This window comes from Pseudoalteromonas sp. MMG012 (genome assembly GCF_018100875.1).
GTDB lineage: Bacteria > Pseudomonadota > Gammaproteobacteria > Enterobacterales > Alteromonadaceae > Pseudoalteromonas > Pseudoalteromonas aurantia.
In genome coordinates, this window is record NZ_JAGJEF010000098.1 from 1 (window position 1) to 14083 (window position 14083).

Consider the following 14083-nt stretch of genomic DNA (forward strand, 5'->3'; position numbering starts at 1 on the left):
ACTGACGCAGAGACCACATGTCCCTACAATGTCTTCACCGGTTTAAAAGATGCTGTATTTTTGGCTGCAATAAAAAACAACGGCAGAGAATGTATAGACACCTTATTTAACGACCGCCCTGAAACGCAAGCGCTGGGCGCTTACAGTGATGCGAATTTTTCAACCGTTATTAATGAAATAAAAACCAAGATGGTGACGTATAATAGGCTTAATGACACCGATTATATCAGCAGTTTATTTTATTGGTTGAAAGCCTATGCCTATTACGATGAAAGGCGATTTGTCACACCGACAACACAACATGGCATGGAGGAAGCAATTAATGCAGTTTATCAAAATAGCCATTTTTTTGATAAGTCTGCGCAACATGCTTTAGTTGTTCGCAACGCGACCGGTATTATAAAAAACGCCCTAATAGGGGAGCGTTTTATTCACATTACTCGCGCCATGTTGAGTCGTTATAACGTGGAATACGAACAAATCGATAATTGGGGACAAGCTGTAACACCACTGTTTTGGCAAACACTAAGCACCTGTGCAAAGCAAGTAAGTTGTCGTGCTGATGAACACAAGAAAGCGCTCATTATCGAAATTGTTGACTTTATTAATGCCAATCTCACCTGGTTAACTAAAAGTGACAATGACTACCATTTATTTAATTTAGGCTACCAGCTTGCCAATATATATCGGGGTAAGAACGATCCCCATTTTGCTGCGATACAGACGGAATTAACAAAACACATATCGACGATTTTCGACAGCTTTGGACCGTTAGAAGATGACAAGGCCAGAACATTATATTTAGCAGTACTAGAAAGCATTAACAATAACAACATGTGTTCTGCTTACAATGTTTGTCACAAAACACAAGAAATTATTACCGAAGTCCTTGGTGATAGAAAAACTTGCCCATCTAGAACGTTGTTTATTTGGGCGCAAGATATGAACCAGCAACAGTTAGAGTGGACGTGTAATTCACTTAAAAGCCATGAAAACCATTTTCACAGTACATTACAAACCAACAGAGCACCGGTTGTCCCTGATGACAATAACAAACTCAGAATGATTATATTCAATGATAAAAAAGAATGGGTCACTTATGGAGGAGCCTTATTTAATGTCAGTACGAATAACGGTGATACATATCGAGAAGGGGACCCAGGCCGCTCTGGCGATCAAGCTACTTTTTATGCGTATGAGCATGTTTCTGAGCGGCCCATTTTCGATATTTGGAATCTTCGCCATGAATACATTCATTATCTAGAAGGCCGCTTTGTCTCAAAAGGGAGTTTCAGAGACAGCGATGACGCAGGTCGAACCGTCTGGTTTGGTGAAGGTATTGCTGAATATATCTCTCTCAAAAATTGCAATGATGACGCCATTGACATAGCCAGAACCAAAAAATATCCGTTAAGCACAATTTTTAATAATGAATATGGGGTTGGACAAGAGCGTATCTATGACTGGGGGTACCTAGCAAACCGATTTATGTTTGAGCGAAAAAACAGTCTGTTCTTCCAGATGATGTCCTTATTCAAAGAAGGGCATTTTCAAACATATAGAGATGATCTTGTTGATATGTGGATTGACACGCAATCTTTCGATGCAGAGTTTGCTAATTGGCTATCAACCGTCAATTCATACGGCTGTAAAATTGACACTACGCGGCCCCCATCTCCTGTTGAGCCGAAAAACCCCGATGACTATCAAGGCCCAGACACTGTAGCAGTTAACGCATGTCATTTAGGCCGTCCCAATTTAGACTTTACACTATCTGCAGGCGTCGCTTCGTGTTTAACGGGCCAAACTACTGGTAAAACTCGCGAGTATGGTTTACCTGTGCCTCAAGGGTTTAAAAACGTTTCATTACAACTGACATTACGCCACGGATCTGGTAACGCCGATTTATACCATGAACACGGTAGCGCGAATAACGGCAGTCAATATGAACATAAATCAACAGGGCCAACTAACTCAGAAACTATTGTCATTGATAATGTGAAGCCTGGTTGGAATTACATCGGTATAAAGGCAACACATACGTTCAATAATACCACGCTTCTAGCACGGTATATTCAGAACTCATTTGAAGACGACCTCACACTTAAAAATAATGTAAGTAAAATGGTGTCAGTCTCAGAACAACAGCAAGTGACATATTCAATGTCAGTACCTGACAACGCCAGCTCGCTTACTTTCAGCACTGTCGGGGGGGCTGGAGAATCTGATATGCATGTTAAATATGGCAGCGCGCCAATACTGTCAGATTTCGAATGCCGGCCTTGGAAAGTGGGTACAACCGAAACGTGTCACATTAGGAATGTCAAAGCCGGTACCTACTACATTATGCTATCTGCAGATCCATCTTTTACCAATGTCACGCTAACGGGCCGTTACAATACCCTCGATTAACTCCCCACAATTTACCCTTTGTTGTCAAAGCCTATGAAAATGCTCATAGGCTTTTTTGTCACTTCATTGAGTGTTTTTTGAGACTAAAATAGTTATTTTTAGGAACGTATGTGAGAAAGATTAAATTTAGTATAAATGCTTGTATATATTACTGACAGGTTAAGAATATGCCGAGCCACCAAAGTGAAGGAGTGTTTGACCCGACGGTTCATCCACATCGCCGTTACAATCCATTATTAGATGAGTGGGTTTTAGTTTCTCCCCACAGAGCTAATCGACCTTGGCAAGGCAAAAAAATGGAGCCTGAGCGCATTACACAACCAAGCCATGATCCAAATTGCTACTTGTGTCCAGGCAACCATCGTGTTACTGGCCAAAAAAACCCCCATTACCACTCTACGTTTGTTTTTAACAATGACTTTGCTGCTTTGAGTCCGCAAACACCTATTTATAGTAGTGATGACCCACTGTTTACGATGCACACAGAGCAAGGCGAAAGCCGTGTTATATGCTTCTCTCCGAACCATGGTAAAACACTACCTTTGCTTCAACCATCTGAATTATGTGACGTTGTAAAGGTTTGGAAAGCGCAATGCAATGAGTTAGGAAGCTCCTATCGTTGGGTACAAATATTTGAAAATAAGGGCAGCTTAATGGGTTGTTCTAATCCTCACCCACATGGGCAAGTATGGGCACAAAATGAGATCCCGACCGTGGTTGCTAGAAAAGCAAAGGCACAATCTCACTATTTCCAAACGTATGGCACCAACTTACTACAAGACTATGTTGCACGAGAGTGCATCAATGCTAAAAGGCTAATACTTAGCAACGCGCACTGGGTGGTGGTCGTACCGTATTGGGCAGCTTGGCCATTTGAAACGCTCGTTTTACCAACATTTGATATTCAAAGAATGACCCAGCTCAGTGCAAGCCAGTCAATATCTTTAGCCGACATAATAGGTAAATTAACGGTTAAGTATGACAATTTATTCAATTGCTCATTTCCATACTCTATGGGGTGGCATGGTGCACCATATGATGATGATGCACATCTCGAATGGACACTTCACGCGAGTTTTTATCCACCATTATTACGTTCATCCAGTGTGCAAAAGTTTATGGTTGGATACGAAATGTTAGCTGAAACACAGCGTGATCTCACCCCCGAGCAAGCCGCTGAAAGATTGCGAGAAACATCAGACATTCATTACAGCTTACACGCTACTACGGCCTAAAAATAAAGGAATGCATTAACCATGTCACACGTTGAAGCAAAAACAAAAGCGTTATTTACTGAGATATTTGAAAGTGCACCACAATTAACAACTATCGCACCTGGACGCGTTAACTTGATTGGTGAGCACACTGATTATAATGACGGGTATGTTTTACCCTGTGCAATAAACTTTCATGTTGTTGCATGCGCAAGCCCCCGCCACGACAATAAGGTCCGCGTTATTTCTGCCAATCACCACAATGAAATTGACGAGTTCCAGCTTTCAAATAATATCGCTCCCAGTAATAAACTCTGGGCTAATTATGTACGAGGCGTCGTACAACATATTCGCCTCTTAGGACATAATATTTCAGGCGTGGATATGGTTATTTACGGAGACGTACCACAAGGCGCAGGGTTAAGTTCTTCGGCCGCTTTAGAAGTGTCAATAGTCAGTAGCTTCGATCAGTTATATTCATTGCATTTAAGCGATACCGACATCGCCTTAATAGCCCAACAAGCGGAAAATCATTTTGTAGGGTGCCAATGCGGCATTATGGACCAACTCATCTCTACCAACGCAAAAGAAGGGAAAGCATCTTTAATTGACTGTCGGTCTATGCAGACAAAGCATGTTTCACTGCCTGATAACTTTAGCCTTTTGACTGTAAATTCAAATAGAAAGCGCGGATTTATGGACTTAGCACTTAAACTGGGCGATATGGAGACATATCAAGAATTCAGATGAGATCATCCCCCAAATTGCTGGTGGCACGTAACCCACCAGCGATTATTCAAAAATTTAGACTTATTAAAGTAGCAACGTTTCTAACTCAAGTACAGTAACCACAATGTAAGCATTTCACATACATTTCTATGACACATGACAGATATTGTATATTCACATACTCCACTAGAATTCTCACCATCGAACTAGCTTGGAAACATATTATGAATACTTTACTCAAATTAACACTGCCTTTCACTGCTGCAATTATACTATCAGCTTGTGGAAGCAGTAGCAGCACTAAACCGACGACTGCCCCAGTAAAATCAGAAACACCTACAACGCCTGTAACTCCAACACCCGTTACACCAGAACCTGCTGCTGTACATTCTATTCAGCCAGAAAACGTTGCGCAATATATTGAAACATTTAAGCGCCAATATGATGCGCTTGACCTACAAATTGATGGTATACAATATGACATATCTTATGTAGATAGCGATAGTGATGCTAACGTTATTTATGCGAAATACGACAAAGGCTTTTTATTTTTCGGATTTGATTTTGACAATAATCAACCAATTGCCTCACTTACCGTTATAGAAACCGAATCAGATGATATTAACGACGCCATTGCCGAGCCTATGGCCTACTTGTTTGGTACTGGTATTAACACTACTTCGGATGATAGCGACAATATTATCTATACAGGAAGTATTAACAACACCACAGGGGAGTACTCTGTCAGGTTGCTTATAAATGAATCTCTCCTTTCCAGTGGCAATAGCAGTATAGAAGTTGAAGGTGATACGGCGAAACTCAATGGCGAGCTTGGTTCTTTAACATATGTACAATTAAATGACTTAATTAACAACCAACCTGCTGTAAAAACACTGTTGCTGCAATCTATTGGGGGTTCTTTAAATGACGATATCAACATGCATACAGGCAGGTTAATACGCAACGCACAATTAAATACCAAAGTAGAAGCGACTTCTAAAATATATTCGGGTGGTGTTGATTTATATGCCGCGGGGTTCAGCCGTATATACACACCTGGCGCAGTCGTTGGGGTACATTCATGGTGTTGTAATGACGCGGGTAAATCTGCCGCAGACCTCGAAAAAGATGATCCGGCTCATGGTGCACAACTGACTTACTTTAGAGAAATGTTAGGCAAAGAGTTAGGCCCAGAGTTTTACTTTTTTACAATAAATTCAGCCGCTTTTGATGAAATTCATGAGATGACTCAACAGGAACTAGATAAATTTTTACTTACCAAATAATCAAAAAATTGTTTAAAAATGTAGAGAGGCACCTGATAAAGGTGCCTCTTTGCGTTATGTCTGTTATATTTTATTACTCGTTGAACTAATTATTTTTTGCAGAGTATATGCCCCAGCCTACACGTATTTTACTGGTAGAAGATGATGGAAAATTGGCTTCTTTACTCAATAGTTATTTTTCAGGGTATGGCTTTGATGTCGAAATACTGACTTCAGGTGAACATGCCGTTTCACACATCGTAAACCAGTCTCCTGATCTCGTTATATTAGACCTCATGTTGCCTCATCAAGACGGATTAAGTATTTGCCGTGCTGTTAGAGAACACTATCATGGCGCTATTTTAATGCTATCTGCCAGCGGTGATGATATGGATCAAGTCGCAGCACTGGAAATCGGTGCTGACGACTTTGTGCAAAAGCCTATTCAGCCAAGGGTATTATTAGCACGCATTAAAAACCTGTTACGCCGCACAAATAACCGAAATGTTACAAACAATATTCAAGAAAGTAGCGAGACAAACACAATAAAGACCTTTGGCGCACTGTGGTTAAACCAAACACTTCAACGCTGTACACTTGCCGATGAGTTAATTACCCTTACTCCGTCTGAATTTGCTTTACTGTGGCATTTGGTTGAACATTCTGAGCAAGTTAGAAGTCGAGAACATCTACTTAAATCACTGAGAAATATTGATTATGACGGCCTTGACAGGTCAATCGATAATAAAATATCGCAAATTCGTAAAAAATTAAAAGACGATACAAGCCGCCCCCAGGGGATCATCACAGTTCGTGGCAAGGGTTATATGTTCGTACCCGACTTTTGGTAAGTAAACCCCATACAATCCCATACAGTCGCATCAAAAAAAAACAGGTAACCTACAGGCTTACAACGTAAAGTAAATTTAAGATTGTTCGGGAGTCATATAGTGACTAGGTTATTTATTTCATTTTATACAGGGTTATTGCTGACGCTTTATGGGTTTGTGGTACTCGCACATTTAATTAATACGTATGCGATTATTGATGTTGATAACGTCACTGATGCACGCCAATTCTCCGCTGAAATTCAATTACTCGAAGAATTAGACCCACATATCTCGCCAGAACGTCGGCAATCTTTATTAAATATGATTGCTGAACATAACCAAATAACCATCGAATTAATAGGAAAAACACAAATCCCCGATTATGTGCAAACGCATTTAACCCAGAGCAATGTCTGGTTTGATGATGAAGAGTTTAACTACTTCAAGGCGTTTACAGAAGATAACTATTATAGAATTGCGACGGACTATAACCACCCGTTAATACAGATTGAAGAAACGATAGAGAACTACATTATCATTGCACTTATGGTGTGTGTGGCATTGTGCTGCTTTATTTGGTTTTTTGTATTACATCGTAAACTAGCCCTAATTGAGAAAACGCTCATTAGCATCAGCGAAGGGGATATGGCTGCGAGAACATCCGTCAAGCAACACTTACAAATTGGTCAGCTCAATACGTGCGTCAATGTGATGGCTGATAAAATTGAGCACCTTTTAACGAGTCACAAACGCCTGACTTACTCAATAGCGCACGAGTTTCGCTCACCGCTATTTCGTATGCAATTACATTTAGAGCTACTAAGTATAAATAAAAAAGGAGTAGGTTCGAACCATATTAAAGAACTTGAAGATGAACTTTTTTCTCTTGAAGATATGGTCGATGAATTACTCAGCTACGCACAAATGGAAAGAGCTGAACTCAGGCCCGAATTAAAACGCCTAGAGCTCCATGAATTTACACAGACATTGTGTGATAAGTTAACTTTCGAATGCGTGCATACCTTACATTACATCAACAACCAATCCTTACGTTATTTTGTACTCGCTGACCCTTCCTTATTGGCCAGAGCGCTTGGAAACTTAATTACCAATGCAGATAAGTACGCCAAAGAACATATATATGTTCTTTTAACTGCAAACAGCGAAACCTTAACCATAATAATTGAAGATGATGGCGAGGGCATTGACGACAACCACAAGCAGGAAGTATTTGCGCCATACTACAGAATAAGAGAAGCGAATAACCAATCAGGCTTTGGATTAGGTCTGGCTATTGTTAAAGAAATAGTTAGCCTGCACCAAGGCGCCATTGCCATACAAGATAGTGAACACGGTGGCGCCAAATTCACAATGGCATTACCGCATTCGAATTGACGATAAATTTTTGGAAATCGATGTAAGAAGTGATAGAAAATCGAGAAACAAGTCAATGAAGGGGGCTTACATAGGTAGATTACTTAGCGCTCTAGTCAATTACTTATTTAACCTCAGGTTTGGATAAGGGTTTTGGAATAGACGATGTTTTGTAAACAAACTTACGTCCAATCCAATGATGATATTTTGTTCAATATCAAGGCGCTTTTATGCAGTAATAGCGGGCTATTATAAATGAAAGCAACGCTTAGAGTGAGTAAAATAGCTTTATTGGGCAAATTCGCTTATCCAGAGCTGAGGTTACTTATCCATTGTCTAGTGTTACTTTAGGAGTAACTCTAGATTAAAGCTTACGTCACTACTGTGTTGAGATATTTGCCTTACTTCGACCGCGACGACATTATTTTGTTGCAGCGTCACTTTTTTATTAAGCGTCACTTCATACCACATATATTCAATCAAAGAACCTGTTGCAAAGTGAACATCACTATTATTAGAAGTTAAGCGGGGTTGCCCTGATTGTGTACCATTTGGGAGTAGCAAGCGGTGGACTTCGATGCCATTAATAAAGACTCTTGCGCCATCATCAACCAACATTCGTAAATTAAGCTTAGTGGGGACATTAGGGCCATTCCAATTAAACTCATGACGAAAGTAATAGGCAATAATCGGCGTTCCTGCACTTGTCTTTGCTAAACGTGTTTGTTCATCTCCTTCTCCGAAACCCAATTGTGCTTTCCCTAACGGCCATTTTGAATCATCAAAAAGTGGGTGATGCCAATTGTTAGCAGGTGCTATGGCGCTATCATAATATCGCCATTTTGCATTGACTGGAACGAGCACATTTTGCGCCAAAGATTGCGAACTTAACGCAATTAAACATACTATAAAAATAAACCTTAACGCTTTATTCATTCTCACTCACAAACACCATTATGTTATATACGTTTTAGATTGTGCTATATAAGCATTTCGACTCAAAACTTTAACACTATCATTCTGATATTACTAATTATAAAAATAACATCGCTTTACATTAGGTTTTATCAACCAACATCACTAACAAAAAACTAAATGCTGTTCCAAGGTATAACTTCGAGGCATATGCTGCCGCGTATACAACAATTAAAACAACGCAGGTTTATAACGAATGAAAACCACAATAATTAATTTAGTTTTAGCAACAAGCTTAATAAGCACCTCATTTGTCGGCCACACAGCGGATCTCACTAGAGGCCCGTATTTACAAATGGCGGCGCAAAAACAAGTCACAATACGTTGGCAAACAGATACCCCTGTAAAATCAAAATTGCACTATGGAGAGTCACTTGGCAATCTGAAACCACTCTCTTATTCTGAAGCACTGAGTACAGAACACGAAATAACCGTAGACAAGCTACAGCCTGATAAAAAATACTTCTATGCAATATATGATGGTGCAACGTTACTCAGTGGCAATGATGAACAAACTTATTTTCGCACCTCACCATTAAAAGACAGTTGTAAGAATACAAGAATATGGATATTAGGCGATCCTGGAAGAGCTGGCACAGATCCAGATACCACCGCACAAAAAATTGTACGGGACGGATATTTGAAATTCGCAGGCAATACACCGCCTGATTTTTGGATGATGTTAGGTGATAATGCGTATAACGATGGCACCATCACCGAGTATGACAATGCCGTATTTAGTCAATATCCCACTATTTTAAAACAATCAACTCTTTGGCCTATTATGGGAAATCATGATAATCGCTCTGCAGATGTTGAAACCCAAACGGGTGGCTTCTATGATTTATTTTCCATCCCTACGAATGCCCAATCAGGCGGTGTTGCATCATCTCATGAAGCCTATTACTCGTTTGACTATGGCAATATTCATGTTGTGGTGCTCAACTCATCTGACAAAGAGCATTATAAAGAGTCTAGTGCCATGTTAGATTGGCTAAAACTGGACCTAGCAGCGAATGATAGTGAATGGCTTATCAGTGCATTTCATCATCCAGTGTATGGAAAAAGTGGTCACGATTCAGATGAAGCAGAAAACATGATCTTTATGCGTGAGCGCTTCTTACCTGTACTTGAACAGTACGGCGTGGATCTTATTTTAACTGGTCATAATCATTTTTACACCCGTTCTGTGTTAATGGCTGATCACCACAAAAAATCGGGGGATTACAATCCTTCTACACACATAATGCACGGTGGCAACGGTCAACCTGATAAGGATGGCGCTTATACTAAAAAACAGGAGAAAAAGGGGCCGTTTTTATAACACACGGAGCCAGTGCAGGTAGTGGAAAGGGGCATCCAAGGCAAGTACGCCCAGACGAAATAAGTAAGGGGAAGCGTCATCCGACAGATTATATATACGGTGGCCGAGGCTCAATTGTTTTAGATATTTTTGCCAGCTCTCTCAAAGCACATGTTCTCGGTCCGCAAGGTGATATTGTCGATTACTTTACTATCACACACAGAGATGACGATTCGCCCGCAAACAATCCACCTATCGCCGTTATCAACGCACCGTCAGAACTGGCATTATTTGAAGCAGGGCAATTCTCGAGTGAAGATTCACTTGATACCGATGGTCATATCGTGGCTTACTATTGGCAGTTTGGAGATGGCGTAACAAGCACACTCGCTAATAGTACACACCAATACTCAGCGCCAGGAGATTATATTGTTCGTTTAACCTTAACAGATGATAAAGGCGCACAAACAAGTACCAACACCCACATTTCAGTAAGCTCTGCGCTTACGACTAAACTCACCAAAAATGAACCAATTACGGTTTCAGGTAATGCAAAAGATACCATTTATTTTTATTACGAAGTGGATAATACCTCTCAGCCTGTAACGATATCTATAACAAGAACACAAGGTGATGCCGACCTTTATGTAAAGTATGCACAGCGACCAACTAAAACTGACTATGACTGTAAACCTAATAAAAATGGGAGTGTTGAAACATGCAATATTACCGAGCTGAGTGCTGGGAAGTACTTCATCATGCTGTATGGCCACAGAGCTTTCTCTGATGTCACATTGCTAGCTACCCAAACAACGCTTAATAATTCTAACCCTACTGCCGATGCGAATGGCCCATACCAAACAACATTAGGGACCAATGTACACTTCAGCAGTGTCGGAAGCTTCGATTCTGATCAAGATGAATTAAGTTACTATTGGCAATTCGGTGACAGCGTTACCAGTACACAGGTCTCACCTGAACACGCGTATATCAAAGAGGGAAGGTACAACGTTTCTTTAACCGTGCAAGACCCTCATAGTGCGCAAAGTACCGATACTACTTTTGTAACAGTATCCGATGACATTGCACAACCAAATAACTGCGAACAAGGTGTAGAGCCAACCCATGGAGGGCGAATAGAACTTACCAAACAATATTGTCTAGCCACGCAAAATAGTGCAGGGCAGTTACAGTATTCACTGTATATTGATGAGCAATACTTAGGTAAAAACCTGTTCATAAATACCGCGCATGGAATGGGGAACGCCAACATTTACTATCAATACTCTAGTCGTCCAAACAAAACAAACCGGGATGCCAGAAGCATTACTGATGGCAACAATGAATCACTCAAAGTTACGAATCTTAAAACAGGCTGGCATTATATACACATCACCACAGAGCAACACTTTGACGGTGTATCCATGCAAGTATCAATAGATTAATTTCACACTCATGAGGTAAGGCTGACTGCGGTCTTACCTATTTCACGATGCTCAAAGACGATAGAGCAACACAGTCCTTCATAATCAATTAAATCCATTAATTGGACGCTGTGAAAATTATAAGTACTATACCTATTCAACCCACAAAAATTAGTTTCTTCATATATTTATGCCTAGTACTGAACCCCCTTTTCTAGACCACTTCACCATGAATCAGTGGGTTGTAGATTGTAAAAAACTCACAGCAGTACATGCTAATAAAAAAGTTCGATTAGAACCAAAAGCAGCGCTGATCTTGCAATATATGGCTGCTCGACCGGGCCAAATAATTAACCGAGAAGAACTATTTAATCAATTTTGGTCTAATCAAGTGGTCACAGAAGATGCCTTGAATCGCGTTATTTCTTCTTTAAGAAAGGCGTTTGATGATAACCTGAGCGAACCACAATACATTGCGACCATACGCAAGACTGGCTACAGATTAGTGGCAGAGGTGGCCCCTTTACCATCGGGAAGTAAGTATGCAAAACGTAGGGTAATTAGTTACATAAGCTTTTTTTTAATCATATTATTCACATTTCTACTCATAACACGCATTGTATCAACTACTGAGCCCACAATATCGATGGGTTCTATGCAGCGCTTAACTTACAACACTGACCTAAAGCTTATGCCCAACCTAAGCGAAGACGGTACGCATTTAACATATATTGAATCAGACATAGGCGAAATGGATACCATTGTATTGATGACGGTAAAAAATCAGCGCAAAGAACGCTTCAGCGCATATGACTACGAATTTATGCACCCAGTAATTACCGCTAAAACAAACTCTGTACTCGCTTTAACCCGTAAAAACCACGCTCATTCAATATCACTTATTGACCTCTCTAACGACACAATCAAGCACATTGTTGAGCTACGCGGTAAAAGTTATGGTTTAAACCATCATATAAATAACAAAACCCTTGTTTTTACCCAAGAACACCTCAACTCAAAAACACATCGACTAGCAATTTATGACGCTTTAATCGATTTAATAGAGCCACTTTCAACACCACCGCGGGGATTGACTGATAAGTACCCGATATTTTCACCTTCAAGGTTAAAAATTGCTTATATCCGTTCTAAAGCTTCATCTGACCACGCGCTATTTACGGTGGACCTCGACGGGAACGAAACTCAATTGAGTAACTATCAAACTTACAAGTTAGTAGTAATACCGGTACTCTTTTATTCTCTTTACAGCAGACTAACTTAAAAGGCGTCGCTCTAGATTTAACCCAGCCAAAAAAAGCATTACCACTCACAGCTTCAAACAGTAATGATAGCGAACTTTCGATTAGTCCAGATGCAAAAAAAATGGGCTTTGTTTCAACGCGTAAAGGTTACAAAACACTATGGATTAGAGGTAACAATCACTTAAGCAGTATTAACAACTCTAAATTCGATGATATTTATGATCTAGTGTGGTCAACAGACAACCAACGCATTGCTGCGACTATTAAACAGGGTAGCAAATATGGCATAGCAATCTATCATGTTGAGCTCGATAATTTACATGTTACATGGTTAAGTTCAGATCCAGTACATGTTATAGGCTGGAACAAACATAATAGGGTGCTTTACGCTCAAAGACACCACCTCCACTGGCGTTTAGCCAGTTACAATAGTGCGACCTCAGCACACTCGTATTATCCAGCTATAAACGTCTATCAAGGCCGACTTTTACCGGATAAAGAATCCTTACTGTATATCGACGCTGTTACGCGCACGCTGTGGCAGTGGGACTTTAATAATAAACCTAAAAAAATACCGACTCCGAAACAAATGATGTTAGATCGAAACTGGGATGTCGACCTTCATGGCATCTATTATATAGACACCAATGGTATCGTAAAATACTACAAGATGGATAATGGTGAAGTTAAGAGCATCGTGGATCACCCATATACACTTTCATTCCAATCCAGACCACAAGTGCGTTTGCATGGGTTTATAGGGACCAATAAGACCGTGACAAACAACGATTTTTGGCTTTCAGCCATAACTTTGTAACGTCGGTTTGTCACTAAATAAAAACTATTTTATAAAGTACTACTAAGTTTTATGTGGTAGCGGGACGATAGCGTGTAAAGATTTTATGGTTGGTTCCAGCTGTTAACTTTATTAATTCAAACCACCTAACCGGTCGACTTATTTGACAATCTAGAGAAAGTTAGGAGAGCTTGAGCGTCATCTGAACTCAATATATCTTCTAGTTCTATAGTTTCTTTTGATAATTCGATTGTTAGCGTAAAATTTTTAGCCGCTTTGGATAAAAGCTCGTTGCAAAAACAATTGTGAGATTTTTCTAAGAGGGTTCACAACGGCAATAAGTAAGTTAATTGAGTTCTTAAAGTTCAGTGGTACTTAACACCTCATCATAAGCATAAAAATGTCCGATACCGTCTAGTATCGGTCATAAGCCATTGATTTATAAGCACTAAAAAATAAATATCGATTTATTTGTCGTATATTTTCATAGCCCATAATT

At 40.0% G+C, this 14083-nt stretch carries 11 protein-coding genes; 10 read left to right on the plus strand and 1 reads right to left on the minus strand.

The window, feature by feature from the left end:
* From J8L97_RS20765 to J8L97_RS24005, 6 genes are all read left to right on the plus strand, one after another.
* Positions 1-2412, plus strand: a 2412-nt coding sequence (locus J8L97_RS20765; RefSeq protein WP_211052529.1) for a collagenase, incomplete at its 5' end; no start/stop codon positions are given.
* 167 nt (positions 2413-2579) lie between these two features.
* Positions 2580-3647 carry a UDP-glucose--hexose-1-phosphate uridylyltransferase gene (locus J8L97_RS20770; protein WP_211052530.1) on the plus strand — a complete coding sequence of 356 codons (1068 nt, stop codon included), beginning with the start codon at positions 2580-2582 and terminating at the stop codon, positions 3645-3647.
* 21 nt (positions 3648-3668) lie between these two features.
* Positions 3669-4376, plus strand: a complete 708-nt coding sequence (gene galK / locus J8L97_RS20775) for a galactokinase (protein ID WP_211052532.1) — start codon at positions 3669-3671, stop codon at positions 4374-4376.
* A gap of 203 nt (positions 4377-4579) precedes the next feature.
* Complete coding sequence (locus J8L97_RS20780; RefSeq protein ID WP_211052534.1) at positions 4580-5641, plus strand: hypothetical protein; 1062 nt, start codon at positions 4580-4582, stop codon at positions 5639-5641.
* A gap of 107 nt (positions 5642-5748) precedes the next feature.
* Positions 5749-6471 carry a response regulator transcription factor gene (locus J8L97_RS20785; protein ID WP_211052536.1) on the plus strand — a complete coding sequence of 241 codons (723 nt, stop codon included), beginning with the start codon at positions 5749-5751 and terminating at the stop codon, positions 6469-6471.
* Positions 6472-6570: 99 nt separating this feature from the next.
* Positions 6571-7845: an ATP-binding protein gene (locus J8L97_RS24005; RefSeq protein ID WP_211052538.1), complete on the plus strand. Its 1275-nt coding sequence runs from the start codon at positions 6571-6573 to the stop codon at positions 7843-7845.
* 321 nt (positions 7846-8166) lie between these two features.
* Here the strand turns inward: J8L97_RS24005 and J8L97_RS20795 are convergent, their stop codons facing one another.
* A complete protein-coding gene (locus J8L97_RS20795) occupies positions 8167-8760 on the minus strand; it encodes a hypothetical protein (protein ID WP_192509304.1) in 594 nt (197 codons plus the stop codon).
* Between the two features lie 235 nt (positions 8761-8995).
* On the opposite strand from J8L97_RS20795, the gene J8L97_RS20800 reads away from it, so the two are divergent.
* The 4 genes from J8L97_RS20800 to J8L97_RS20815 all read left to right on the plus strand — a co-directional run bounded on the left by J8L97_RS20800 (position 8996) and on the right by J8L97_RS20815 (position 13605).
* Positions 8996-10123: a metallophosphoesterase family protein gene (locus J8L97_RS20800; RefSeq protein ID WP_211052540.1), complete on the plus strand. Its 1128-nt coding sequence runs from the start codon at positions 8996-8998 to the stop codon at positions 10121-10123.
* A 233-nt stretch (positions 10124-10356) separates the two neighbouring features.
* On the plus strand, positions 10357-11547 hold the full coding sequence (locus J8L97_RS24010; protein WP_312037197.1) for a PKD domain-containing protein: 1191 nt from the start codon (positions 10357-10359) through the stop codon (positions 11545-11547).
* A 208-nt stretch (positions 11548-11755) separates the two neighbouring features.
* Positions 11756-12808 (plus strand): winged helix-turn-helix domain-containing protein, encoded by a 1053-nt coding sequence (locus J8L97_RS20810; RefSeq protein WP_211052544.1) that lies wholly within the window; start codon positions 11756-11758, stop codon positions 12806-12808.
* A gap of 101 nt (positions 12809-12909) precedes the next feature.
* A complete protein-coding gene (locus J8L97_RS20815; RefSeq protein WP_247688757.1) occupies positions 12910-13605 on the plus strand; it encodes a hypothetical protein in 696 nt (231 codons plus the stop codon).
* The last annotated feature ends 478 nt before the right edge of the window (positions 13606-14083 follow it).